Source organism: Leucobacter sp. USHLN154, from assembly GCF_037145595.1.
GTDB lineage: Bacteria > Actinomycetota > Actinomycetes > Actinomycetales > Microbacteriaceae > Leucobacter > Leucobacter alluvii.
This window is the reverse complement of the sequence record NZ_JBBCXF010000001.1, coordinates 599457-624912: the sequence shown is the minus strand read 5'-3', so window position 1 is coordinate 624912 and position 25456 is coordinate 599457. Positions and strand designations below refer to the sequence as shown.

The window sequence follows — 25456 nt, the reverse complement described above, 5'->3', positions numbered from 1 at the left end:
AGTGCCCCGTGAACGAGACCCCAGCCTCAGACCAGGAGATCGCCGACGCGATCCGCCAGTTCCACGAAGCACGCGCCGAGTCCGGTGACCTGGCGGCACGGGCGCTCTCATCGGTCTCGGCCGACGAAGGCATCGTGAAGGTGGTCTACGACGCGTCGCTCTCGCATCCCGACACCCGCGCCTGGCTCTCCGAGCACTCGATCGAGAACCTCGCCGAGTACGCCTGCACCCCGCTCGCCCAAGCGACGCCGGAGTCGACGCGCATGCGCATGTCGACGGTCCGCGTCGAGACTGAACTCGCGGATGGAACGCCGCTCGGCGCTCTCGAGAACGCCGGCATCCGGGCGCTGAACGGTCTCGAGAAGTAGTTCGGGATCGCGCGGGCCGGGCCTCGGTCCGCGCACGCGCGCTACTTCTCCACGGCCTCCGTGAGCACGCGCCGCGCTTCGTGCAGCAGCTCGGGTTCGGTGATCAGGTCGTATCGCGTCGCGACCATCTGCATCACCGACGAGAAGTCGCGGCGGTTGCGGTTCATCGCGTACGACAGCACGCCGAAGAGCATTCCGAAGCCCGCGCCGATGGCGATGGCCGCGGCGAAGACGCCGAGGATCGCGCCGTTATCCGGCTGGAAGATGAAGAGGAGCAGGCCGAGGAAGAGCCCGAGGTAGGCGCCGGAGAGCGCGCCCATGAGCGCGACACGGCCGTAGGTGAGTCGGCCGGTGACCCGCTCGACGCTGCGCACGTCGTTGCCCACGATGCTGATCTGCCGCACGGGGAAGCTCGCGCGAGCGAGCACGTCGACGGCGTGCTTCGCGTCCTCGTACCGGTCGTACGTCGAGACGATCTCGCCCTTCGGAATCTCGGGGACCAGCGGGAGACGCGACGACCGCATGGGTCCATCAGGAGTGCTCATAGTGCGATTCTCCCATTTTCGGCGACGAACGCGACGGAGGAGTCGGGGAATCTCACCCGGATTCAGCTCCGAGCGTACGAAACGAGGGCCTGCGGGTAGCCAGCGACGGGGAGCGCACGCGTTTCGAGCGAATCGAGTGATACCAGGGTGATGCCGTCCCACCCCTCGTTCCGCGTGTTCCCGCCCGCGACAGCCGCGAACTCGGCGCCCTCGGCGTCTCTCCACACCGCGACCGTCTCATGGGGGACGTCGAGCGGCACGACGCGCTCCTCCCCCGCACCCGCGCCGGTCACGCGGAGCAGCGACAGATTGGGGCCGCTCTGCGCGTTGCCGAACGCGCCGGTGCCGACCGTCATGAGCACGTCGCCAGCGAGCGCCGTGCCGTGGGCGTGGGAGTCCGCCGTGCTCGTGAGCGCGGCGGTCTCCCCGGTGCGAGGGTCGAGCTTGACGACGACCCGCCCCTGGTACGGGAGCAGGATCGCGCCTGCGGCATCGACCGCGCCGTAGTGCGGCTTCTCCCACGAGGCGAGCCCGCCCTCGGTGCCGAACGGCGCGACGGTGTGACTCGTCGGCACGAGTGCGGCCGCATCGACGACGGTCACAGTGAACCCATCGTGATCGATCGTCGCCGCCCACGTGCCGTCCGGCGCGACGACGACGTCGAAGGGGCGGAGCCCGACGGGAACCGAACCGACGAACTCGCCGACGCGCGTGTCGAAGACCTCGAGGGCGTACGCGCCATCACCAGGGGTCACTGCGACATAGACCCGATTGCCGTCGGGCGAGACCGCGAGACCGAGGCCGCCCGGCCGGTACTCGCCGAACTCGACGCGATTCGCCGGGTGCAGGAAGGGCACCAGGGCGGTGCGGGAGGCCGCACCGAGATCGATCACCGCCAGACCTTCGGCGGTCGCCGCGTACCCGGTGCGTCCGTCACCCGCGACGCCGACGCCCCAGGGCGCGGCTCCCACGGTGACGAGCTGCACCGCCTCCGCATCCGAGACGGAGGGGTCGATGATGGCGACGGCGTCGGACTGCGCGAGGGAGGCGAGCAGCAGCATCGGGGCCTCCTGCGGCGCAGACGGGGCGTCACTCTCCGGGGCGGGGGCGGGGTCGGGCGCACGGTCGCCTGGCGAGGTGTCTGCTCGCGGTTCCGGGGCGCACCCGACGAGCAGCGCCCCGGCCGCCGCGAGCGCGCCCCAGGCGGTGAGGCGCACCGCGTCTCTGCGCGACACGCGATGCTCGGTGTCCCTCCGAGTTGGGGCATCGGCTGGCTCCCACGGCGCTGACGGGCCGGAGAGCGAAGACGCTGGGTGCATGCCCTCAGTATCGCCGCACGTCGCTGAGCGGTACCGTAGTGGGGTGAGTACTTCGAGGATCTTCGTCGGTCGGCTCGCCGGTCGCGGCGTGTTCGATCCGGTCGGCGACCGTATCGGCAAAGTGCGCGACGTACTGATCGTCTTCCGGGCGACCAGCGCCCCGCGCGTCGTCGGCCTCATCGTCGAGATTCCCGGGAAGCGCCGCGTGTTCGTGCCGATCGGCCGCGTCACGTCGATCGGTTCCGGTCAGGTCATCACCACCGGGCTCATCAACGTGCGCCGATTCGAGCAGCGCGGGGGCGAGACCCGCATGATCGCGGAACTCATCGGGCGCGATGTGCAGTTGGCTCAGACGAACGCGGGTCCCACGACGACCGCGCGGATCGAAGACGCCGCGATCGAGCGGAGCCGCACGGGCGAGTGGCTCGTCACGGAAGTGTTCGTGCGCCTGCCGAAGCCCGCGGCCCCGTTCAGCCGAGGCGACGCCCGCATCGTGCGCTGGGGCGAGCTGCGACTTCCGAGTTCTGCCGAGGGCACGCGCACCGCCGAGCTGCTCATCCAGACACTGGTCGATCTGAAACCGGCCGACCTCGCGGAGGCGCTGCTCGAACTGCCTCAGCCGCGCATGATCGAGGTGATCGAGGAGCTGCCCGACGAGCGCGTCGCCGACGCGCTCGAAGAGATGAGCGAACAGGATCAGCTCGCCCTGCTCGCGCAACTGCCCTCGGGCCGCACCGCCGATGTTCTCGACCGCATGGAGGCGGACGACGCCGCCGACCTCATCTCAGCGCTGCCGGCCGCGCAGGGCGCCGAGCTGCTCGACCTCATGGAGCCGGAGGAAGCCGAAGACGTGCGTCGGCTGCTCGAGTACGATGCGGACACGGCAGGCGGGCTGATGAGCCCTGCGCCGATCGTGCTGGCCGGGGAGTCGAGCGTTGCCGAGGGTCTCGCGATGATCCGCAGGGCGGAGATCTCTCCGGCGATGGCGTCTGCGGTGTACGTGACGCACCCGCCCTACGAGACGCCGACCGGCGAGTACATCGGCCTCGCGCACTTCCAGCGCATGCTGCGGTTCCCGCCGCACGAGCGCATGGCTTCGCTGCTGGACGCCGAGATCGAGCCAGTGACGGTGCACGCGAGCGCGGCCGAAGTATCCCGCCGCCTCGCCAGCTACAATCTCGTCGCGCTGCCCGTGGTCGACGATCAGAACCGGCTCGTCGGAGTCGTGACCGTCGATGACGTGCTCGATCATCTGCTGCCCGACGATTGGCGGCACGCCGATGACGACGCCCCGGTCAGCACCGGAGCCGCCGGATGAGCGCGTTCAAGCGGGGCGGCGGGCTCGACGCCCCGCGTGCTGCGAGCGCGCGGGTCTCGGCGCGCGGTGAGGGCCGCTCGGGCAACAGCGAGCGCTTCGGCCGGTGGACCGAGAGCATTGCGCGCGGCATGGGTACCCCGTGGTTCCTCTTCGCACTCACCATCGTCTGCGTCGCCTGGCTGCTGTGGAACACCTACGGGCCCGAGTCCTTCCGGTTCGACTCTGCGGCGCTCGGATTCACTGCGCTCACGCTGATTCTCTCCCTGCAGGCCTCGTACGCGGCGCCGCTGCTCCTGCTCGCGCAGAATCGCCAGGATGACCGCGACCGTGTGCAGATCGAGCAGGATCGCCAGCGCGCCGAGCGCAATCTCGCCGACACGGAGTTCCTCGCGCGCGAGGTCGTCGCTCTGCGTCTCGCGCTCAAAGATCTTCCCGACCGCGACTTCCTGCGTGCAGAACTCCGGTCATTGCTCGCCGAGCTCGCCGACGACGAGGCATCGAGCGACGAACCGCGAGATCGCGGCACGAGGAGTCGCGCTCGGCGCGACGCCTCGCCGGAGCGGTCTGCGAGCTCGCAGGATGACTGAACGGCCCGCCGCCGGAACGGCGCGGGCCGTCTGGGATGCGCTCGATCGCGTCAAGGACCCCGAGATCCTCCGCCCGATCACGGAGCTCGGCATGGTGCGCGACGTGACGGTCGATGCGGCCGGGGGCGCCGAGGTCTCGATCCTGCTCACCATCGCAGGGTGCCCGGCGGCTCGGCGCATCGAGGCGGATGTGCGAGCGGCGACGGAGGCGGCGCCGGGAGTCACGGCGGCGGAAGTCATCGTCGGCGTGATGTCGACGCGGGAGCGCCAGGCGTTCATCGAACGCGTACGGGGGGATCGCGGTGCCCGGCCGCAGCAGTTCGGCCCGGACTCGCTCACCCGCGTCATCGCCGTGACGAGCGGCAAGGGCGGCGTGGGCAAGTCGTCGTTGACGACGGGGCTCGCCGTCGCGCTCGCCCAGCACGGCTTGGCGGTCGGACTCGTCGATGCCGACGTGTTCGGGTTCTCCATTCCCGGGTTGCTCGGACTGAGCCGCGACGGGCGCACCGAGCAGCCAACGCGGGTCGGCGAGATGATCCTGCCACCCGTCGCGCACGGTGTGAAGGTGATCTCCATCGGCATGTTCCTCGGTGACGCCGATCCGAGAAGCACGGCCGTATCCTGGCGGGGGCCGATGCTGCACCGCACGATCGAGCAGTTCCTACGCGATGTGTGGTTCGGCGACCTCGACGTCCTGCTCCTCGATCTGCCGCCCGGTACGGGCGACATCGCGATCAGCATCGGCCAGCTGCTGCCGCAGGCCGAGGTGCTGGTCGTCACCACTCCCCAGGAAGCGGCGGCGGATGTCGCCGTTCGCAGTGCGCTCGTAGCCCGGCAGACCGGTCAGAAGGTCATCGGCGTCATCGAGAACATGGCAGGGTTCACCCAGCCGGACGGGAGCGTGCTCGACCTGTTCGGGGCGGGCGGTGGCCGGTTGGTCGCCGAACGACTGAGCGACCCGGAGCACGGCACCGTTCCGCTCCTCGGAAGCGTGCCGCTGAGCCCCGTCTTCCGCGAGGGCGGCGATGCGGGGGCGCCGACCGTTCTCACCGACCAGGCGGACCCGGCCGCGGCCGAGGTGATTCGTATCGCCGCGGAGCTCGCCCGCAGCGGGCGCGGCCTCGCCGGGCGCTCTCTCGGTATCAGCCCGCGATAGCCGGCGCCTCGATGGGCTCGGGCCCGCCGAAGAGGTACCCCTGGAACGCGTCCACGCCGAGGGCGTGCAGGAGGGCGAACTGCTCCTCCGTCTCAACGCCCTCGCCGACGACCTGCAGGCCGAATATCCGGGCGAGGCGCACGATCGTCTCCGCGATCGCGGCCGTGCGATCGTCTTCGACGATCGACGAGACGAACGACCGGTCGATCTTCAACTGCTGCACCGGGAGCCGACGCAGATAGTTGAGCGAGGAGTAGCCCGTGCCGAAGTCGTCGAGCGAGGCGTGCACGCCGTCGGCGCGGAGGTGCTCGAGCAGCGAGATCGTGCGCGCGAGGTCGCTGTGGAGCACACTCTCAGTGAGCTCGAACTTGAGGCGTCCGCGTGCGATGCCGTATCGCGAGATCATCTCGCGCACGCGATCCTCGAATCCGTCGGCGTGCAGCTGGCGCTCGCTGAGATTCACGGCGAGGGTCAGCTCGTCGGTTGCCTCCGAAGCGGCCCAGTGCGCGAGCACCTGGCATGCGCGTTCGAGCGCCCAGTCCCCGATCTGCGTGATCAGGCCCGTCTGCTCGGCGATCGGGATGAACTCATCGGGTGGGATCAATCCGCGGGAGCTGTGCTGCCACCGAATCAGGGCTTCCTTGCCGATCACGCGGCGCTTCCGATCGACGATCGACTGCGCGTAGAGGCGGAGTTCGCCGCGTTCCACGCCCGCTCGCAGTTCGGAGACGAGCACCATGCGGTCGTGCACCTCGTCGAGCATCCGCTGCTCGAATCGCTGCGCGCGCCGTTGCCCGCTCATCCGCTTCGCCCGCTTCCGCGCGATCTCGGAGCATTTCATCACTTCATTGGCATCGTCCGACGCAATGAACGCGTCGGTCCCGCGCTCTGCGTCGACGCGAGCCGGGTCGCCACGGGCGCCGGGCGATGTCCAGAGCACGTGCCCCACGCTGACCCCGGCGCCGATGACGATGCCGGAGAACGTCTCACTGGCTGCTGAGAGCGCTTCGAACATGCGCCCGATGGTGGTCTGCACGGCGTCTTCGGCGGCGCCGAGCTCGACGCCCAGATCCTGCCGCAGCACTCCGTAGGTATGGGAGCCGATTCGGCCGACGCGGGTGACGCCGTCGGCCAGGCCCTTCAGCCGCAGCCCTGCGTCGAGGAGCAGGCGGTCCCCCGCTTCGAACCCGAACGCATCATTCACCGATGGGAGTTGGTCGAGGCTCACGGTCACGAAGGCAGAGAACTCATCGCTCGGCGTCCGACTCGACGTGATGCGCTCGATCGCGCGGAGCATGGCCGCCCGGTTCTCGAGCCCGGTCACCGGATCCACGTAGGCGAGACGTCGCACGGCGGCTTCGGCGTCCCGCCGCCGCTTCGCCTCCGTGCGCAGAGCCACGTAGCTGACCGGCAGGTCGCCGTCTCGCATGAGGGGGATGATGGTCGTATTGAGCCAGTACTTGGACCCGTCGCGAGCGCGGTTGCAGATCTCGCCCTGCCAGATGCGGCCTTCGGAGATCGTGCTCCAGAGGTCGGCGAAGAAGGCGGCCGGATGGTGTCCGGAGTTCACGACCCGGTGCGTGCGTCCGATCAGCTCGTCGCGCCGAAACTGCGAGAGCTCGCAGAAGCGGTCGTTGACGTGCGTGATGCGACCCGTGGCATCCGTCACGGCGACGATCGACCGCTCGTTCAGTGCGATCAGGATCTTGTCGGTGTCGTGCTGCGGACGCGCGACCCGCTCATGCGTGCTGCGCTGTTCATTCGAGATCCCCCCGACGGCACCATTGCCGTCGATCTCGTTCGCGGTCACCCGATGTTCCCGTCCATCACGTCGCTTCTTCGTCGAAATGCAGCACTCCTGCGGCGCCGCTCCCCGAGTCCGGCCTGATTCCGCGTCGGGCTTCGGCGTCGGCCATGTTCGACCGCCGAGCCGCGTCCCTGGCCTCGCGCTCGTCTTCGAGCAGCGCATCCCTGATGATGCGGCGCGGGTCGTACTGGCGGGGATCGAGCTGACGCCAGTCGACGTCGTCGAACTCGGGACCCATCTCGTCGCGCAAGCGATCTTTCGCGCCGTCCGCCATGCGTTTCACGTTGCGCACCAGTTCGCCGAGCTTCTGCGCATAGATCGGGAGTCGCTGCGGGCCCAGCACGAACATGGCGATCACGAGGATCACCAGAATCTTGTCGATCGTCAGGCCCACAACCGCTATCGTAGCGGTCACCACTGATCGCCGAGCCGAATTCTGAGCGGCGTCTCGCGCCCGCTTTCCCGCTGACCCGCGTGTGCTGCGAGAGGGATCGCACGGCGGCCCTACGCTGGTGATTCAGGATCGCTCCGCCTCGCCGTCATGCCGGCACGCCGGGGCGGAGCATCACCGGAGGAAATCGTGAGCAAGCTCGAACGCAACTGGCAGTACGCCGAGCAGTACCCCGGCGAGACGGAGGCGCTCGTCCGCGCCCGCCGCCTGTCCCTCGAGCTGGGCATCGAACCGGTGAGCCGCTCCGTCGGCGCGCAGCTCTCAGGATCGACCGTGCTCGCCCGCGCGCAGGCCATCTGCGAGGTCGGCACGGGTGTCGGCGTCAGCGGACTCTCCCTGCTCCGGTACGCCTCGGAAGCGACGCTCACCTCGATCGAGATCGAACCCGAGCACCTGCGGGAGGCTCGCGGGGTGTTCTCCGATGCGGGGATCGCCGCTGCCCGTCTGCGCCTCATCGAGGGCGACGCTCGGCACGTGATGCCGCGTATGAATCTGGCGGCGTACGACCTCGTGCTCATCGACGCAGAACCGGCCCAGCTGCTGGAGCACTTCGAGAACGCACTCGGAATCGTGCGGCCCGGCGGATGCATCATCGTTCCAGGCGCGTTCGCGCACGGCCGAGTTCCGGATCCCGCTGCACGGGACGAGGACGTTCAGGCGATGCGGGATCTCCTCGCGCTCGTCGCCGAGTCCCCTGCGATCGCTCCGATCCTGTCTCCGGCGGGCGACGGCCTCCTCACCCTCGTGCGTCTCGACGGCGACGCCCCCGGCACGCCGAACCCCCCGCGGCGGTAGCCGCAGGGGGTTCGATCCGGTACCGCTGAACGGGAAGCGAGAACGGCGCCTTAGCCGTCGAGCACGCCGGCGAGCACATCGCGCAGCTGTGCGGCTTCCTGATCGTTCACAGACACCACCAGACGTCCGCCGCCCTCGAGCGGTACACGAACCACGATCAAGCGGCTTTCACGCACCGCTTCCATGGGTCCGTCCCCGGTCCTCGGTTTCATTGCAGCCATGACGCCTCCTTGCAGGTTTGATGCACGGATTCCATTTTATCGGTTTCCGCCCAGGCAGGGCTAATTTCCGCCCCGCGTCGCGATACAGTTCAGCGCGAAATGTCGTGCGTCAACCATTCGCGAAGCGCAGTGGCAGTCGATTCGATCTGCGCGACCGGCACCCGCTCATCGTCCGCGTGCGCGAGCAGCGGATCGCCCGGTCCGAAGTTCACCGCGGGGATGCCGAGCGCCGAGAATCTCGAGACATCGGTCCACCCGAATTTCGCGTTCGGCGCCTCGCCGACCGCGGCCACGAAGCGCTGTGCGAGCGGTGCGTCGAGACCCGGGCGCGCGCCGGGCGCGAGATCGACGATCTCGACACGATCGGCATCGGCGAAGAACTCGCGCACGTAGTCCGCGGCCTCTGCACCGCTCCGGCTCGGCGCGAAGCGGTAGTTCACCTCGAAGGAGCACTCGTCCGGGATCACATTCCCCGCGACCCCGCCATCGATGCGGACCGCGTTCAGCCCCTCGCGGTACTCGAGGCCGTCGACCACGATGCGTTCCGGCTCGAACGCGGAGAGACGTTCGAGCAACGCGCCGGCCCGGTGAATGGCGTTCACCCCCATCCAGCTGCGAGCGGAGTGCGCGCGCTTGCCGTGCACGCTCACTCGAGCTCGGAGCGTTCCGTTGCATCCCCCCTCGATGGTCCCGTTCGATGGTTCGCCCAGAATCGCGAAGTCGGCCTCGAAGAGCCCTGGATGATTGCGCATGGCGCGACCGAGACCGCTCAGATCAGAGGCGACCTCCTCGTGGTCGTACCAGATCCACGTCAGGTCGACCGACGGCTCGACGAGCTCGACCGCGAGCGCGAGTTGCACCGCGACACCGGCTTTCATGTCAACGGTGCCGCGCCCCCAGATCATCGGCTCCGCCGACGCGTCGTCGACCTCGTCCCGCACCGGCAGGTTGTCATTGATGGGGACGGTGTCGAGGTGGCCGGCGATCGCAACGCGACGCTCGCGGCCGAGCTCGGTTCGGGCGACCAGCGTATCGCCGTCGCGCGTCACGGCGAGATGGGGGGCGTGCGACCTGAGTGCCGCTTCGACGGCGTCGGCGATCTCGCGCTCGTCGCCCGAGACCGACGGAATGTTGCAGAGCTGCCGCGTGAGCTCCACGGGACCGAGCGTCGGATCGAGTACGGGGTCGGGGGCGATGGGGGGCGTCGAGTTCGAATCACTGCTCACCCGAACCAGCCTATTGCCTCTCCGGGCGTCCGTGCCCGCGCACCCGATCGCGACGATACGATGGAACCCATGACTGCTTCTCGTTCCGCCTGGGCCGCCGGCATCGCCACGATCGCCGCCGACGGCACCGTTCTCGACGCCTGGTTCCCGTCACCCGCGCTCGGCGCGCGCCCCGACGATCGCGAACCGTGGATCGCCCCCGCCGAGCTCGCCGGGCTCACGGGAACCGACGAGTTGCGCGGCGTCGAACTGCGTTTCGTGGACGTGGAGATCGATCTCGACGCCGCTCCTGCATCGACGGAGGACGCCTACCTCAGGCTCCACGTGCTCTCGCACTGCCTCGTGCGCCCCAATGCACTCAACCTCGACGGCATCTTCGGGCGGCTCCCCAATATCGCCTGGACCACCGCCGGACCGATGCTTCCCGAGCACTACGCCGCCCGGCTGCCGCAGCTCAAGCGCGCCGGCATCACCGCGGTGGGAGTCGATAAGTTCCCGAGGCTCACCGACTACGTCGTGCCGAAGGGCGTGCGCATCGCCGATGCCTCCCGAGTACGCCTCGGCGCCCACCTCGCGCCGGGAACGACGGTGATGCACGAGGGGTTCGTCAACTTCAACGCCGGCACGCTCGGGGCATCCATGGTCGAGGGCCGCATCTCGCAGGGCGTCGTCGTCGGCGACGGCTCGGATATCGGCGGCGGTGCATCCATCATGGGCACGCTCTCGGGCGGCGGCACTGAGCGCATCTCCGTGGGAGAGCGCGCCCTCCTGGGCGCGAACTCCGGTATCGGCATCTCCGTCGGCGACGACAGCGTCGTCGAAGCGGGCCTCTACGTCACGGCTGGCACGAAGGTCGTGCTGCCCCACGGCACAGCCGAGTCGCCCGGCACCGCAGTCGAGGTGAAGGCGATCGAGCTCTCCGGGATCCCGAAGCTGCTCTTCCGTCGCAATTCGCGTACGGGCGCCGTGGAGGCGCTGCCCCGAGCAGGCGCTGGCATCGAGCTCAACCAGGCTCTGCACGCCTAACCGGATTCGGCGCATCACGGCCGCGCTCCTCCGCATCTGAGGGGCGCGGCCGTTGCGCTGCGCTCGGAGACATCGGCGATCGCGACGCGTCGGAGTCGCCCGTTCAATGGGAAGTTCTGGACGAGGCAGTCATGGCCGCGCAACACTGAATCGGTGTGATCCATGTCGCAGGGGGCTGCGTTTATCGCTGTAGTCACCTCACCACACAATGGAGTGCACCTTGAGTACGTCAACCCGCAGATGGGTCATCGGCCTGTGCTGGCTCACCGTCATGTTCGACGGCTTCGACATCGTGGCTCTCGGCGCCACGATCCCGATCATGACCAGCGAGAGTCATGGTCACCTCGGCGTGACGGTCGCCGACATGACCTTCGTCTCCACGATCTCCCTCGTCGGCGTCGGCATCGGCGCCGTGATCATCGGCACCATCTCCGACCGCTTCGGGCGACGCTCGGCGTTGATGGCCTGCATCTTCGTGTTCTCCATCTTCACGCTGGTCTTCCCGGTGATGCCGAACGTCGCATGCATGGGCCTCTCCCGACTGATCGCGGGTGTCGGACTCGGCGGCTGCATGCCGATCGCCCTCACGATGATGCAGGAATCGGCTCCCGACGGCCGGCGTGCCGGAGCCTCGACGTTCATGATGACCGGGTACCACGTCGGCGCAGTGCTCGCCTCCTTGGCGGCATTCTGGGCGCATGAGCACTGGAGCCGGCTCTTCATCTTCGGAGGTCTCCTCGGGCTGGCGACACTGCCGGTCATGTGGTTCAAGCTCCCCGAGACGCACGCGCCGGCGGAGCACGACGCCGGAACGCACGAGCGGGTGTACGGAATCCGCGATCTGTTCACCGAGCGGCGCGCACGCGCCACGGTGGCACTGTGGATCGCCGCCTTCATGGGTCTGCTGCTGGTCTACGGGCTGAACACCTGGATGCCGAAGATCATGGAACTCGCCGGCTACCCGCTCTCGAGTTCGCTCATCATGCTCCTCGTCCTCAACGTGGGCGCCGTAATGGGTCTGCTCATCGGCGGGCGAACCGGCGACGCGCTCGGGATCAAGGGAACGACGCTCGCCTGGTTCGCGGCGGCGGCCGCATTGCTCGCACTGCTCAGCGTGCAGATGTCGAACGTCGTCGCCCTGAATCTCGTGATCCTCGTGACCGGTGTCTTCGTCTTCTGCGCGCAAGTACTCGTCTACGCGTTCGTCGGGTACATCTACCCCCGAGCGCTCCTCGCGACCGGCATGGGCTTCACCGCGGGCGTGGGGCGGCTCGGCGCGATCGCGGGTCCGTGGATCACCGGTGCGCTGGTTTCAGCAGGACTCGCGTACCCAGGGGGATTCTACTTCTTCGCCGGCGTTGCGATCTTGGGGATGCTGGCGGTGGTGGTGATCCCGAGACCGGCACCGCGCCCGGCGGCCGACCGTCGCTCTCGATCGCTCGCAGCGGCGGAGGTCTGAGCGACGTGGAACGCCCCTGCGCTTCGGCTGGAACCCCGCGCACCGCAGCACCGGAGGGAGGCCGACGCCGTGGCGAACTCGGCGAGCGGTGAGTCGATGATCACGCGGATCGTGCGCGTCATCGAGACGTTCTCGGAGGATCGCACCTCGCAGACGGTCAGCGATATCGGACGACGCGCAGGGCTACCGCCCTCGACCGCGCACCGACTGGTCGGCGAACTCGTCGCGAACGGCATGCTCGAACGGGATGACGAGCATCGAGTCCGGCTGGGGCTGCGCCTCTGGGAACTGGCGCTTCGCGGCTCCACCGCGCACCGGCTCCGCGAGGTCGCCCTCCCGCACATGGAGCGGGTGCAGTCGGCGATTCGGGAACACACCCAGCTCGCCGTGCTCGAGCGAGACGAGGCGCTGTGCCTCGAAAAACTCTCGCACCCGCGTGCTGGCGCGAACATCGCGCGCGTCGCAGGCCGGCTGCCCTTGCACGCCTCGTCGTCCGGACTCGTGCTCTTGGCGCACGCCGACCCGAAGTTGCGCGAGCGCCTGCTCGCGGCCCCACTGCGCCGGGTCGGACCCGAGACGATCACCGACCCGGCGCACCTTCGACGCACCCTGATCGAGATCCGCCGCTTCGGGCGGGCGATCGCACCGGGGTCGATCGAGGAAGTCTCCACCGGCGTGGCCGTGCCGCTCCGCCGCGCCGGTGCTGTCGTCGCAGCGCTGTCCGTCGTCCTTCCGCGTGAGCACCCTCCCGAAGCCGCGCTCGAAGTGCTCGTGCGCGCCGCCCGCGGCATCGAAGGCGATCTGCGATCAGAACGCCGCTGATGCGATGCTTCTCACCCCTGCGACTTCACTCGGGCGAACAGGTCGGCGGCCTTCCGATCGAATATCGCCGCACCCCATCGCACGCCGCCCCAGCAGGCCGCGATGCCCGTCACCACGCCGACGGCGAGTGTCACCCACGCCCAGAGCGGTCGCCCTGTCACTCCAGCGGCGATCGTGCAGGCGATCGTCGGCAGCGCGAGTACCGTCAATGCGCCGTACGAACCCGCCATGCCGACCAGGCTCAGCATCCCGGCGCCCGGCTTCGAGGCGAAGGGGTTCTCACCCGCCTGCGGCACCGGCATCACGAAGACGGCGGATGCGACGCTCGCGACACCGAAGCCGCCGAGCGTGATCACGGCGGTCAACCCGGCGAGCGTGGGCAGCTGATCGAATCGGCCGACGAGTGCTGTGGTGACGACCGCGACGACCGCGATGAGCGGCACGGCTACGATCGCGTTGGCCCATACCCGGCCCAGCCGATCGTCGATCCCTCGCACTCCGCGCAGCACGTGCACGCTGAAGGCGGTGCCGTCATAGGAGATGTCCGTGAAGGTGCTGAGGGCGAGCAGCGCCGCGACGAGCACCGTGGAGCCCGGGAGCATGATCGGGAGGCTCGTCGAAGCCGCCATGAACCCGAAGACGATCGGCATGACGAGCACCACGATCAGGCTCTGCAGGTAGCGCGGATCGCGCAGCCAGTACGTGAGCGCGCGAGCAGCGACGGCACCGCGCGGGGAGGCCGGGAAGCGCCCGAGCCACCCCAGGCCCGACCGTGCGCTCGTGCGCGAGCCGCCCGCGACCGAGCCGAGGTTCGCGCGGTACAGTCCGGCCCAGGCGAAGCACAGGGCGACCGGCGTCAGCAGCGCCATGACCAGCTTCATGATCGCCGCCGGGAACGCGCCGGCCGCGATCTCCGCTGGCACCGCCCAGACGGCTCCGAGCGGCGACCACGAGAGCGCATCGGCGATCACCGGCAGGCGGTCGGCGATCGCCGCGACACCCTGGCTCGCGACTGAGAGCAGCGGCCCGACCAGCACGAGCAGCAGGAGCACCAGCGCACCGATGATCTCTCGAAAGCGTCGATGCCCGGCCGCCCGCGAGAACGCGGTCACCGTGAACTGACATGCGAGCACGCAGGTCGCCGCGGCGACCGGAGCGAGCACGACAGCCGCGATCATCGCACCGGGCGAGCGGAACCAGGCGATCGCGGTGCCCGCGGAGAGGAGCAGAGTGACGATCCCGGGGATGCCCAGCAGGCTCGCGACCGCGATTCCCGTCAGCTGCACCGCGGGAGGCATCGGCATCGAGGCGAGGCGCGCGGGATCGAGGGTGCGGTCCATCCCCGTGGAGAGTATCGGTGCGAGCGCCCACCCCAGGATGAGACCGGCTCCGGCGAGGATGAGCACCGTTCTCGCGAGGTCGGCCGCTCCGATGGCAAGAGCGACGAGTCCGAAGAGCACGAGCCCGAGCACGCCGAGCCCGTAGAGGGCGCCGATGATCGCGCCGACCAGCTGCCAGGGGTGACGGCGCACCGTGTTCCACATGACGACGAAGCGCAGTCGTATGAGGGTGCGGATGCGGGCGGCGGCCCCGGTGCGTGCAGCGGGCGCCGCGGGGCTCAGGAGCGGCTCAGCCACGACGGGCCCTCCACGTGCGCGCGACCCCCGACGAGTTCCACGAAGCGCTCCTCCAAGGTCGAGGAACCGCGCACCTCGCTCACGCTGCCTGCGGCGAGCACGCGCCCGGCCGCGATCACCGCCACGTGGTCGCACATGCGCTCGACCAGGTCCATGGAGTGACTCGAGACGATCACCGTGCCGCCGCCTCGCACGAAGCTCTGCAGGATGTCGCGAATGTTGGCGGCCGAGACCGGATCCACCGATTCGAACGGCTCGTCGAGCACGAGCAGCCGCGGCGCGTGCACCAGCGCGCACGCGAGCGCGATCTTCTTCGTCATCCCGGCCGAGTAGTCGACGACGAGCGTCTGCGCGGCGGCGTTGAGGTCGAGCATCGCGAGGAGGTCCGCGCACCGCCGCGCGACGGTCTCCCGGTCGAGGCCGCCGAGCAGCCCGGTGTACGTGATGAGTTGCTCGCCCGTCAGACGATCGAACAGCTTCACTCCGTCGGCGAGCACGCCCACGAGCTGCTTGGCCTCGGTCGGGTGCTGCCACACATCGACGCCGGCGATGCGCACATGCCCGGCATCCGGCCGGAGCAGACCGGTCGCCATCGACAGCGTCGTCGTCTTGCCGGCGCCATTCGGTCCGACGAGGCCGAAGCACGATCCGGTCGGAACGTCGAGGGAGATCCCGTTGACGGCGATCTTCTCCCCGAAGCGCTTGGCGAGTTCGCGGATCTCAAGGGCGGGCACGGTCACGGTCGCTTCCATGCCTTCAGCCTATCGAAATGACGCGGCCCCACGGGATCGCGGATTACCGATCGAGGTGGCGCTCCCCCGAGCCGACGTACAGCTGCTGGGGGCGACCGATCTTCGTCTGCCCGTCTTCGCGAGCCTCGCGCCACTGCGCGATCCAGCCGGGCAGACGCCCGATCGCGAACAGCACCGTGAACATGCGGGTGGGGAACCCCATCGCCTTGTAGATCACGCCGGTGTAGAAGTCGACGTTCGGGTAGAGCTTGCGCTCCTTGAAGTAGTCGTCTTCGAGCGCGATCTGCTCGAGCTCCTGCGCGAGGCCGAGCAGCGGGTCGTTCACGCCGAGTTCCTCGAGCACGCGGGCGGCGCTCTCCTTGACGATGCGCGCACGCGGATCGTAGTTCTTGTAGACCCGGTGCCCGAAGCCCATGAGCTTCACGCCGTCTTCCTTGTTCTTGACCTTCTCGACGAATGTCTCGACGCTCTGGCCCGAGTCCCGGATGCGGGCGAGCATGTCGAGCACGGCCTCGTTGGCTCCGCCGTGCAACGGGCCCGAAAGCGCGTTGATGCCCGCGGAGACGGAGGAGAACATATTCGCACCGGTCGAGCCGACGAGGCGCACCGTCGACGTCGACGCGTTCTGCTCGTGGTCGGCGTGGAGGATGAGCAGCTTGTCGAGTGCGTCGACGAGCACCGGGTTCATGTCGTACTTCTCGGCCTTGTTGCCGAAGTTGAGCCGAAGGAAGTTCTCGACGAAGTTGAGGTTGTTGTCGGGGTAGAGGAACGCCTGGCCGATCGACTTCTTGTGCGCGTAGGCGGCGAGCACGGGAAGCTTGGCGAGCAGCCGGATCGTATTCACCTCGACGAACTCCGGCACCGCCGTGTCGAGTGACGACTCGTAGTACGTCGACATCGTCTGCAGACCACCCGAGAGCACCGCCATCGGGTGCGCCGTGTGCGGCACGCCCTCGAAGTAGTACCGCATGTCTTCGTGCAGCAGGGTGTGCCGGCGGATCTCCTCATCGAACGCGCCCAGCTGATCCGCCGTGGGCAGCTCGCCGTAGATCAGGAGGTAGGAGACCTCGAGGAAGGTGGAGTGCCTCGCGAGCTCTTCGATCGGGTACCCGCGGTAGCGCAGAATCCCCTCTTCGCCGTCGATGTACGTGATCTTCGACTTCGTCGACGCCGTGTTCACGAACCCGTAATCGAGCGCCGTGTGCCCGCTCTGCTTGGTGAACGTGCTGACGTCGATCGCCGAGTGCCCATCGACCGCGTCGACGATCGGGAACTCGGCGGATCCGCCTGGGAAGGCCAGCTTGGCGGTGGCCGGGCCCTGCGTCGATTCGGTCACGTCGTCTCCTCGTGAGGTCTCAATGCTGGCGCTGCGTCGGGTATGACACGGCCATTCCTATCACCCTATCGGCTCCGAGGGGAACCGGGGGCTGCGGCACGGGGGTGCCGCACTCGGCTCAGAATATCTTGATGTGAAGCGAAATGTCGATTCGGACGACGTCATCCCGCGGTCGACGCCGAAGCGCGAATGCGCGCGGCGGCGGCGGCGATATCGGCGTCAGGGGCCGTCAGCGCCAACCGCACGTGCTGCGGCGACCGATCGCCGTAGAAGTGGCCAGGGCCGACGACGATGCCGAGTTCCGCGAACTGCGCGACGGCGTCCCAGGCGTCGGTCCCGCGCGTCGCCCACAAGTAGAGGCCCGCCTCGCTGCCGTCGATCGCGAAGCCGGCCGCTTCGAGTGCCGGACGCAGCATGTCACGCCGCTCTCGGTACCGCGCACGCTGCTCCTCGACGTGCGACTCGTCGGCGAGAGCCGCGAGCATCGCTGCCTGCACGGGCGCCGGAAGCATCAGGCCCGCATGCTTGCGCACGGTGAGCAATCGGGCGACGAGCTCCGAGTCACCCGCGAGGAATGCGGCGCGATACCCGGCGAGGTTCGACTGCTTGCTCAAGGAGTACACGCTCAGCACGCCCCGGTGGTCATTGCCGACGACGCGCGGATCGAGGATGGACGGGATCGAGCGCTGATCCCATGGCGCGTCCCACCCGAACTCGGCGTAGCACTCGTCTCCGGCGATCACCGCGCCCAGTTCGCGTGCCCGCTCCACCGCGGCACGCAGTGCATCGATGTCGAGCACACGGCCGTCGGGGTTCGACGGCGAGTTGATCCAGATCAGCTTCGTGTGCTCGGGCCAGGAGCCGGGATCATCGGAAGCGATCGCATCGGCGCCCACCAGCGCGGCACCCATTGCATAGCTCGGGTATGCGACGGACGGGAAGACGACCGTCTCGCCCGCGCCGATCCCGAGCAGGAACGGCAGCAGAGCGACGAGCTCCTTGGAACCCACCGTCGGCAGCACCGCATCGGCATCGACGGCCACCCCGCGCCTCCGCCCGAACCACTCCGCGATCGCCTCGCGTAGTGCGGACGAGCCGGCGGTCGCCGGATACGCGTGAGCGTCGGTCGCGGAGGCGAGCGCCTCGCGCACGGCGCGCGGCGTCGGATCGACCGGAGAGCCGATCGAGAGATTCAACGCCCCATCGGGGTGCTCAGCGGCCCGCGCAGCGTACGGCTGCATCGCATCCCACGGGTACTCGGGCAGTGCCTGACGCATATCGGGTCTACTCGCCCTGCGGCGGCAGCGCTGCGATGATCGGGTGATCGAAATCGTACGCCCCGGTCTTCGCGGCTCCGCCCGGCGAACCGATCTCGTCGAAGAACTCGACGTTGGCCTTGTAGTAGTCGGCCCACTCCTCCGGCAGATCGTCCTCGTAGTAGATCGCCTCGACCGGGCACACCGGTTCGCAGGCTCCGCAGTCGACGCACTCATCCGGGTGGATGTAGAGCGACCGTTCGCCCTCGTAGATGCAGTCGACTGGGCACTCGTCCACGCACGCGCGATCTTTCACGTCGACGCACGGAAGAGCGATCACGTACGTCACGGGAACCGCCTTTCGCTCGGGAGGCGCCGGGGAGACCCGGCTGCTTCCATCCTACTCTCGGGCGCGGGGCGCCTCGTCGGCGCCCCGCGGTCACCCGTCGAACGGTCGCGTGGGAATTGACGTCGTGACCACCGGGACCTCGAAGGAGAGCTCTGGCACCACGCCGGTGTCGCCCTCGCGGGGCAGCATCCCCGCCGACAGGCCCGCGAACGATCCCAGATTCGGCCCCTGGTCCGGCAGTGCGACCTCGACGGGCGCACCCGCGACGATGCGCACATCCTGCTCCCGCACCCGCACCACCACCGGACCTTCGCCCTCGAGGAGTTCGAAACGGATCCGATCGCGCTCCAGGCGCACCTCGAAGCGCTCCCCCCTCCACTCGAGCCGGAACTCGAGAGAGCCCCAGTGATCCGGGAGCCGCGGGTCGAAGGTCAGCTGGCGCCCGACGTCGCGCATGCCGGCGAAGCCCTGGACGAGCATCATCCACACCCCGCCGGTCGACGCGATGTGCACGCCGTCCGCCGCATTGCCGTGGAGGTTGTCGAGATCGACGCGCAGCGCATGATCGAAGTACCGATACGCGAGATCCCGGTACCCGACCTCAGCCGCGATGATCGATTGCACGACCGCCGAGAGCGTCGAGTCGCCGGTGGTGAGGGCGTCGTAGTAGTCGAAGTCGCGACGCTTCTCATCGAGCCCGAACTCATTGCTCGCGAGCAGCAGCGCCAGCACGACATCCGCCTGCTTGAGCACCTGGAAGCGGTAGATCACGAGCGGGTGGAAGTGCAGCAGCAGCGGCTTCTGCTCGGGCGGCGTGGCCGCGAGATCCCAGACCTCGCGATCCAGGAAGTGCGCGTCCTGCGGGTGAATCCCGAGCTCTGGCGAGTACGGAACGGTCATGCCCTCAGCCGCACGCTCCCAGGCATCGATCTCGTCATTGGTCAGCCCGAGGCGGTCGACGAGCACGCCGTAGTCGTTCGGCGCCTCGGCGGCGAGCCTCCGCGTCACCTCGACCGCGAAGCGCAGATTGAATCGTGCCATGACGTTCGTGAAGAGGTTGTCGTTGACGACGGTCGTGTACTCGTCGGGGCCGGTGACGCCGTGGATGTGGAAGCGATCCACCCCCTCGGGATCGCGCCGCCAGAACCCGAGACTCGCCCACAGGCGGGCCGTCTCCACGGCGATATCGGAGGCCCCGGAGAGCACGTATTCGAGATCGCCCGTCGCCGCGACGTAACGCGCGAGCGCGTAGGTGATGTCGGCGTTGATGTGGTACCCGGCAGTGCCGGCCGCGTAGTACGCGCTCGCCTCCTCGCCGTTGATCGTGCGCCACGGGAACAGGGCGCCGTCCTCGTTCAGCATCGCGGCCCGCATCCGCGCCTGGGGCAGCATTCGCTGGCGGGCGCGGAGAGCGTTGCGCGCCCAGAGCGGCGACGTGTACGTCAGGAACGGCAGGACGTAGATCTCGGTATCCCAGAAGTAGTGACCGCCGTATCCCGAACCCGTCAGACCCTTCGCCGCGATGCCTCGTCCGTCGGCTCGCGCGGATGCCTGGGCGACCTGGAAGAGGTTCCACCGGATGGCCTGCTGCACCCCGGGATCCGCATCGACGCGCACGTCGCTTCGATCCCAGAACGCTTCGAGGTACGCGCGCTGCTTCTCCCACCTCGCGTCGCGCGGCTCGGCATTCGAGCTGTTCAGCGAGTGGATGCAGCGGTCGATCATCTCGGAGACCACCGCCGTCGAAGAGTAGTGGTAGGCGACCGTCTTGACGAGGTGCACGGTGCGCCCCTGCTGCGCGGTGCCCTGGTAGACGTGGCGCACGCGATCCTGCGACTTGTCGATGCGGTGCCGCCAGTTGCCGTCACCGTCTTCGCTGTCGCCGCCGTCGAAGTGGTGCTCGACCCCGACGCCGAGCGTCATCCGCGAGTCGTGCACGCGGTAGCTGAGCACCGACCGCCCGCCGTCGTGGAGCACCTGGCCCGGGTCGAGGATGCGCTCGGTGAACTGCTCGGCCTGGCGAGGGTCCGAGGTGCCCTTCGCGGGCGTCGGCGTCTCCGTGTTGACCCGGCCCAGATCCTGGCGGTTCACGATGAGGCTGCTGACGGTGAGATCGGCGTCGGCATCCAGCACAGTGATGCGCATCTCGATCGTTGCGAGGTGACGATCCGCGAACGAGACCATGCGGCGGGTATCGACCCGGACCCGCTTGCCCGTCGGAGTGAGCCACAGCAGTGACCGCGTCAGCGTTCCGGCTCTGAGGTCGAGGATCCGCCGCATGTCGAGGATGTCGGAGGACTCCAGGTTGAGCCGCTCGTCATCGACGTAGATACGGATCGTCTTCGCGTCGGGCACATTCACGATCGTCTGACCGTGCTCCGCGAAACCGTACGCGTTCTCAGCATGCCTGATCTGCCAGGTCTCGTGCAGTCCGTTGAGGAACGTACCGTGGCTGCCGAGCGGCAGCCCCTCCTCATGGTTGCCTCGCATGCCGAGGTACCCGTTGCCGAGGGAGAAGATCGTCTCGTCCTCCCCCGCGCGCGCCGCGTCAATCTCGCGCACGACGATGCGCCACGGGTCGTCGCCGAAGTCACGGCGCAGTTCTTTCAACGGTCCGTCGAACGACTCGGGGCTCATCCCAGCAACTCCTCAAGATCGGAAACGACGATGTCCGCTCCTGCGGCGAGCAGCGCCTCGCGACCGGCGCCGCGGTCGACGCCGACGACGAGACCGAATCCGCCTGCGCGGCCGGCTGCGACTCCCGACGCTGCGTCTTCGAATACGACGGTGCGCGCCGGGTCGGCTCCGAGCAGCTCGGCGCCGCGCAGGAAGGTATCGGGCGCCGGCTTCCCCGGCAGCCCCTCGCGCGCAGCGACGACGCCGTCGACCACCGCACGGAAGCGGTCGGTCAAACCGGCCGCGCGCAGCACCGGTTCGGCGTTCCGGGAGCTCGAGACCACCGCGAGCGGGGCCCCGCGCTCCGCCAGGTGATCGAGCAAGCGCACCGACCCCGGGTAGGCCGCGATCCCGTCGCGCTCGAGCACCTCGACGAATGCGGCGTTCTTGCGATTGCCAACGCCGCGCACCGAGGTGAAGCCCTCGTCGAGGTCGGCGCCCTGAGGCAGTGCGACCCCGCGTCCGGTGAGCAGCGCTTCGACTCCCGCGAACCGGGGGCGCCCGTCGAGGAACGCGAAGTACTCGCGCCCCTCGTACGGCGCCTCCCCGCGCGATGCGAAGAACGCGTCGAACGTCTCCTGCCAGGCCCGTTTGTGAAGTTCGACGGTAGGCGTGATCACCCCGTCGAGGTCGAAGAGATACGCGTCGTACCGATCGATCACCCGGTAGTTTCCTTCCCGTTGCTACTTTTGCGAGCCGGCCAGGAGCGCCTGCACGAAATACCGCTGGAACGCGAAAAACACTATCAGCGGAACGATCATCGAGAGGAAGGCTCCCGCCGAAAGTACGTCGATATTCGCTCCGAATTGCCTGAGTTGCGATTGGATCGCCACGGTGAGCGGCTGCGAATCGGTATTCGTGAAGATCAACGCCACGAGCATGTCGTTCCACGTCCACAGAAACTGGAAGATGGCGAGCGACGCGATCGCCGGCAGTCCGAGCGGCAGCATGATCTTGAAGAAGATCAACCAGTCGCGCGCGCCGTCGATCCGCGCCGCCTCCAACAACTCCTCCGGCACCTGCGAGAAGAAGTTCCGCAGGAGGAAGATCGCGAACGGGAGACCGAATGCGGTGTGGAAGAGAATCACTCCGACGACGCTTCCGAAGATGCCCATCGCCCCGAAGAGGCGCGCCAGTGGGATCAGCGCGACCTGCAACGGCACGGCGAGCAGCACGATCACCGCGATGAAGAGCCAGTCCCTGCCGGGGAATCGCATCCACGCGAACGCGTACGCCGCGAGCGCGCCGATGATCACGACGAGCAGCGTCGTCGGCACGGCGATGATGATCGTGTTGACGAACGAGCCGGTGATCGTCGGATTCGTGAGGAGATTCCCGTAGTTCTCGAGTGTCAGCTCAGCCGGCTTCGTCAGCACCGTCCACCACCCGCTCGACGCGTTGTCGCCGGCGGTGCGGAACGACGTCAGCAGCAGGCCGATCGTCGGGACGAGCCAGAACACCGCGACGATCACCAGAACGGCATGCACGATACCGCTGCTGGCGACGCGCGCGATCCGCGACCCGAGGCTCTGCTTGCGCCGCTTCACCGGACCATCCGGCTTCGCGCCCGTGCGCCCCTCGGGCCGGACCGCGGCCTCATTGTGCACCTGCGACGTCATCAGCCACGCTCCGCTCTGAATCTGCGTACGTTCACGATCATCGAGGGCAGCACGAGGATCAGGAGCAGGATCGCGAGCGCTGAACCCAGACCCTGGTTGTTGCCGCCGCCGAAGGAGACCGTCCACATCTCGACCGCGATGACGTTCGCCGCCGGTTTCGACGCGCCGGGCGGTATCACGTAGACGAGATCGAAGATCTTCAGCACGTTGATGATCAGCGTCACGAAGACCACGAGGAGTACCGGGGCGAGCAATGGAGCGGTGATCTTCGAGAAGACCTGCCACTCGTTGGCACCGTCCGTGCGCGCCGCATCCTGCAAGGAGCGGTCCATCGCCGACAGACCCGAGGCGATCATCACCATCGCGAAGCCGGCCCAGATCCAGATGTAGGCCAGGATCACGACGACGTTGATCCACGAGGCGCTGAGCCAGGAGACACCGGCCGCGCCCTCGCCGAAGTTCGACGCGGGCAACGCGATGCGGTACGAACTGCCCGCATCCAGCCCGTCGATCGTGTACGTTCCCCCGGCACCCGTAGTGGCGTACCCGCGGATCGATCCATCGACGTCGACGGCGTCGACGCGCACGCCCTCGAGCCCCGTCTTTCCCGCTTCGAGCTCGCCGTCCGTGCCTCCGCCTCCGCGCACGACATCGAGAAAGACCGTGCCGGAGATCTGCGTGTCACCGGGAGCGCTCGCGGCCCGAGCCTCGCTCGAGCCTTCCGGGAGCGCGCTGCGTTTGACTCCGATGAGCGGGAAATCGACGATCTCCCCCGCCGTGACCTCCTGGGTCGAGGCGATGATGCCCTGGTCGGCTTCGATCCCGACGCCCTCGCGAGGCTTCGCGCCCGGATAGCTCGCCTGGTCGGTGAAGATGCTCTGCACCCCGGTGATCGCGGCGTTCACGACTCCGAGCTGCGGGCTCTCCTGGAACATGCCGCGGAAGATGACGCCCGCGGCGAGCATCGAGATCGCCATCGGCATGAACACGATGAGCCGGAAGGCGGTCTTCCACCCGATCTTGTCGACGAGCACCGCCAGCAGCAGACCGATGATGGTCACCGTGACGGGAGCAACGATTACCCACACGAGGTTGTTGCGGATAGCCGTGAACGTCGTGTCGTTCGTGAACATCGTGACGTAGTTCTCCCACCCCACGAAGCCGGTGCCGGAGCGGTCGAACAACGATCTGATGACCGTGTAGACGATCGGGTACACCACGAGAGCGCCGAGGGCGAGCAGGGCGGGGCCGAGGAACGACCCCACCAGCAACCACTGGCGCAGACGGCCCCGGTGGCGCACGCTCCCACTGCGAAGCGCGATGGGGACCGTCTGCGTGCGGCTCACTGCCCGCTACCCGTCGTACGCGGCGGCAGCCGCATCTTCGAGTCGCTGCGCGGCTCCGTCGACGTCATCCGGATTCTGGTAGAACGAGATCATCTCCTGCCAGAACCCCTGACCTGGGGTGCCGCCGAACTCGCTGGGCGCGAGATCGGAGAGATCGAAGCGGAGCGTCTCGGCTCCGGTCAGGGCCTCTGCGATCTGACGCGAGATGTCATCCGGGTACAGCGACGTGTCGACGCCGGTGTTGGGCGAGGTGAGTCCGCCGTTCGGCACCCAGACCTCGGCGGCCTCGGGTGATGCGAGGTAGGCCATGAGCGCCGAGGTGGCGGGATCCTCGTCGAACTGCACGGCGACGTCGCCGCCTCCGACCACCGCAGGAGCGGAGTCGTTGATCGCCGGGAAATCGTAGAACAGTGCGTTCTCACCGACGGTCGAGGTGCCGTCTGCCGTGATGTTTCCGGCGACGAAGTCTCCCTCGAAGACCGTGCCGGCTTGGGGGTCGGTGCCGAACACCTCGGTCACGCTGGTCGGGAAGTCCCGCTGATCTCCGCCGGGCTGCACGAGGTCACTGCCCCACAGCTCGCCCAGCACGGTGAGCGCTTCCTTGACCGAGTCGTCGGTCCAGGGGATCTCGTGGTTGGTGAGCTGGTCGTACTTCTCGGCTCCCGCGGTGCGCAGGTACACGTTCTCGAACCAGTCGGTCAGCGGCCATCCGACGTCGGCCCCCACCGAGATCCCGGCGTATCCCGAGTCGGTAATGAGCTCGAGCTGCTCCATGAAGCCGTCCCAGTCCTCCGGCGCCTCAGCACCCGCCTCATCGTAGATGTCGGCGTTGTACCAGACCGTCGACTTGTTGGCGGCTTTGAACCAGACGCCGTAGAGCTGGTCGTCGACCGTGCCGAGATCCACCCAGTCCTGCGAGTAGTTGTCGCTCACGGCCTGCTGCACGTCTTCGTCGACGGGCATGATGTCGCCGTCTTGGGCGAGCGATTCCATGAGCGCGGGCTGGCCCAGCACTGCGACGTTGGGCGGGGAGCCGCCTTCCAACTGGCCGCTGATGTATGTGGGGCCGTTGTCCCCGAAACTGGTGTACGAGACGGAAGCGCCGGTCTGGCGTTCGAACTCGTCGAGCACCGCTTCGAAGTTCTTCTGCTCTGCGCCCGACCAGGCCGCCGCGACGGTGAGGGATTCTCCGGCGAACTCGTCGCCGGCCGGGGCGTCGCTGCCGCCGTCGCCGCCGTCGCCTGAGCCTCCGCCAGCGCACGCCGTAAGCAGCAGCGCTGCGGCGGCGAGTCCGGTCGTCGCGCGGGTGATCCGAGACCGCGCGAATCGTGTGGTGTGCATGAGTACTCCATCCAACCGATCCGAAGCCGGAGCGGGCACCTCCC

The 25456-nt window shown here is 68.3% G+C and carries 24 protein-coding genes; 8 read left to right on the top strand and 16 right to left on the bottom strand.

Features of this window, described 5'->3' with window-relative positions:
* Positions 1–8 precede the first annotated feature (8 nt).
* Positions 9–368 (top strand): hypothetical protein, encoded by a 360-nt coding sequence (locus WFH23_RS02970; RefSeq protein WP_336661522.1) that lies wholly within the window; start codon positions 9–11, stop codon positions 366–368.
* Positions 369–409: 41 nt separating this feature from the next.
* Here WFH23_RS02970 and WFH23_RS02965 read toward each other — a convergent pair whose 3' ends face one another.
* Positions 410–913 (bottom strand): general stress protein, encoded by a 504-nt coding sequence (locus WFH23_RS02965; RefSeq protein WP_234037075.1) that lies wholly within the window; start codon positions 911–913, stop codon positions 410–412.
* Between the two features lie 62 nt (positions 914–975).
* Positions 976–2232 (bottom strand): YncE family protein, encoded by a 1257-nt coding sequence (locus WFH23_RS02960; protein WP_336661521.1) that lies wholly within the window; start codon positions 2230–2232, stop codon positions 976–978.
* A gap of 43 nt (positions 2233–2275) precedes the next feature.
* Here WFH23_RS02960 and WFH23_RS02955 point away from each other — a divergent pair, with 43 nt between their 5' ends.
* The 3 genes from WFH23_RS02955 to WFH23_RS02945 are packed head-to-tail and all read left to right on the top strand — an operon-like array spanning position 2276 to position 5293.
* Positions 2276–3550, top strand: a complete 1275-nt coding sequence (locus WFH23_RS02955; RefSeq protein WP_200329402.1) for a magnesium transporter MgtE N-terminal domain-containing protein — start codon at positions 2276–2278, stop codon at positions 3548–3550.
* Positions 3547–4137, top strand: coding sequence for a DUF1003 domain-containing protein (locus WFH23_RS02950; RefSeq protein ID WP_234037077.1), 591 nt, complete (start codon positions 3547–3549; stop codon positions 4135–4137). Before WFH23_RS02955 ends, WFH23_RS02950 begins: the two co-directional genes overlap by 4 nt.
* Entirely contained in the window at positions 4130–5293 is a 1164-nt protein-coding gene (locus WFH23_RS02945; RefSeq protein WP_336661520.1) for an Mrp/NBP35 family ATP-binding protein, read from the top strand. Before WFH23_RS02950 ends, WFH23_RS02945 begins: the two co-directional genes overlap by 8 nt.
* On the opposite strand, the gene WFH23_RS02940 is transcribed toward WFH23_RS02945, so the two are convergent.
* Together WFH23_RS02940 and WFH23_RS02935 are read right to left on the bottom strand one after the other, a co-directional pair.
* On the bottom strand, positions 5280–7103 hold the full coding sequence (locus tag WFH23_RS02940; protein WP_336661519.1) for a putative bifunctional diguanylate cyclase/phosphodiesterase: 1824 nt from the start codon (positions 7101–7103) through the stop codon (positions 5280–5282). The two genes, WFH23_RS02945 and WFH23_RS02940, sit on opposite strands and share 14 nt — an antisense overlap.
* 16 nt (positions 7104–7119) lie before the next feature.
* Positions 7120–7494: a twin-arginine translocase TatA/TatE family subunit gene (locus WFH23_RS02935; protein WP_090147998.1), complete on the bottom strand. Its 375-nt coding sequence runs from the start codon at positions 7492–7494 to the stop codon at positions 7120–7122.
* Positions 7495–7680: 186 nt separating this feature from the next.
* On the opposite strand from WFH23_RS02935, the gene WFH23_RS02930 reads away from it, so the two are divergent.
* Positions 7681–8346 carry a class I SAM-dependent methyltransferase gene (locus WFH23_RS02930; protein ID WP_090147996.1) on the top strand — a complete coding sequence of 222 codons (666 nt, stop codon included), beginning with the start codon at positions 7681–7683 and terminating at the stop codon, positions 8344–8346.
* 50 nt (positions 8347–8396) lie between these two features.
* Here WFH23_RS02930 and WFH23_RS02925 read toward each other — a convergent pair whose 3' ends face one another.
* Both WFH23_RS02925 and dapE read right to left on the bottom strand, forming a co-directional pair.
* Positions 8397–8567: a DUF3117 domain-containing protein gene (locus WFH23_RS02925; protein WP_090147993.1), complete on the bottom strand. Its 171-nt coding sequence runs from the start codon at positions 8565–8567 to the stop codon at positions 8397–8399.
* An 89-nt stretch (positions 8568–8656) separates the two neighbouring features.
* Positions 8657–9793: a succinyl-diaminopimelate desuccinylase gene (gene dapE / locus WFH23_RS02920; protein WP_442918672.1), complete on the bottom strand. Its 1137-nt coding sequence runs from the start codon at positions 9791–9793 to the stop codon at positions 8657–8659.
* Between the two features lie 69 nt (positions 9794–9862).
* Here dapE and dapD point away from each other — a divergent pair, with 69 nt between their 5' ends.
* The 3 genes from dapD (at position 9863) to WFH23_RS02905 (ending at position 13100) form a co-directional block, all read left to right on the top strand.
* On the top strand, positions 9863–10819 hold the full coding sequence (gene dapD / locus WFH23_RS02915; RefSeq protein WP_200329408.1) for a 2,3,4,5-tetrahydropyridine-2,6-dicarboxylate N-succinyltransferase: 957 nt from the start codon (positions 9863–9865) through the stop codon (positions 10817–10819).
* A 220-nt stretch (positions 10820–11039) separates the two neighbouring features.
* The gene (locus tag WFH23_RS02910; RefSeq protein ID WP_336661518.1) at positions 11040–12278 is read left to right on the top strand and encodes an MFS transporter; all 1239 of its coding nucleotides are present in this window, start codon (positions 11040–11042) and stop codon (positions 12276–12278) included.
* Positions 12279–12347: 69 nt separating this feature from the next.
* Positions 12348–13100, top strand: a complete 753-nt coding sequence (locus WFH23_RS02905) for an IclR family transcriptional regulator (RefSeq protein WP_336661517.1) — start codon at positions 12348–12350, stop codon at positions 13098–13100.
* Between the two features lie 11 nt (positions 13101–13111).
* Here WFH23_RS02905 and WFH23_RS02900 read toward each other — a convergent pair whose 3' ends face one another.
* From WFH23_RS02900 to WFH23_RS02855, 10 genes are all read right to left on the bottom strand, one after another.
* Positions 13112–14737 (bottom strand): transporter, encoded by a 1626-nt coding sequence (locus WFH23_RS02900; RefSeq protein ID WP_336661516.1) that lies wholly within the window; start codon positions 14735–14737, stop codon positions 13112–13114.
* A complete protein-coding gene (locus tag WFH23_RS02895) occupies positions 14719–15489 on the bottom strand; it encodes an ABC transporter ATP-binding protein (protein ID WP_211648007.1) in 771 nt (256 codons plus the stop codon). Before WFH23_RS02895 ends, WFH23_RS02900 begins: the two co-directional genes overlap by 19 nt.
* A 43-nt stretch (positions 15490–15532) precedes the next feature.
* The gene (locus WFH23_RS02890) at positions 15533–16825 is read right to left on the bottom strand and encodes a citrate synthase (protein WP_336661515.1); all 1293 of its coding nucleotides are present in this window, start codon (positions 16823–16825) and stop codon (positions 15533–15535) included.
* Positions 16826–16986: 161 nt separating this feature from the next.
* The gene (gene dapC / locus WFH23_RS02885; RefSeq protein ID WP_336661514.1) at positions 16987–18102 is read right to left on the bottom strand and encodes a succinyldiaminopimelate transaminase; all 1116 of its coding nucleotides are present in this window, start codon (positions 18100–18102) and stop codon (positions 16987–16989) included.
* A gap of 7 nt (positions 18103–18109) precedes the next feature.
* Entirely contained in the window at positions 18110–18430 is a 321-nt protein-coding gene (gene fdxA, locus WFH23_RS02880; protein WP_053353380.1) for a ferredoxin, read from the bottom strand.
* 90 nt (positions 18431–18520) lie between these two features.
* Positions 18521–21067 (bottom strand): glycoside hydrolase family 65 protein, encoded by a 2547-nt coding sequence (locus WFH23_RS02875; RefSeq protein ID WP_336661513.1) that lies wholly within the window; start codon positions 21065–21067, stop codon positions 18521–18523.
* Complete coding sequence (locus WFH23_RS02870; protein ID WP_200329423.1) at positions 21064–21768, bottom strand: beta-phosphoglucomutase family hydrolase; 705 nt, start codon at positions 21766–21768, stop codon at positions 21064–21066. The genes WFH23_RS02875 and WFH23_RS02870 overlap by 4 nt, the downstream gene beginning before the upstream one ends.
* A gap of 21 nt (positions 21769–21789) precedes the next feature.
* Complete coding sequence (locus tag WFH23_RS02865; protein WP_249290665.1) at positions 21790–22725, bottom strand: carbohydrate ABC transporter permease; 936 nt, start codon at positions 22723–22725, stop codon at positions 21790–21792.
* Positions 22725–24071, bottom strand: a complete 1347-nt coding sequence (locus tag WFH23_RS02860) for a carbohydrate ABC transporter permease (protein WP_336661512.1) — start codon at positions 24069–24071, stop codon at positions 22725–22727. The genes WFH23_RS02865 and WFH23_RS02860 overlap by 1 nt, the downstream gene beginning before the upstream one ends.
* 6 nt (positions 24072–24077) lie before the next feature.
* Entirely contained in the window at positions 24078–25412 is a 1335-nt protein-coding gene (locus tag WFH23_RS02855; RefSeq protein ID WP_090147963.1) for an extracellular solute-binding protein, read from the bottom strand.
* Positions 25413–25456 lie beyond the last annotated feature (44 nt).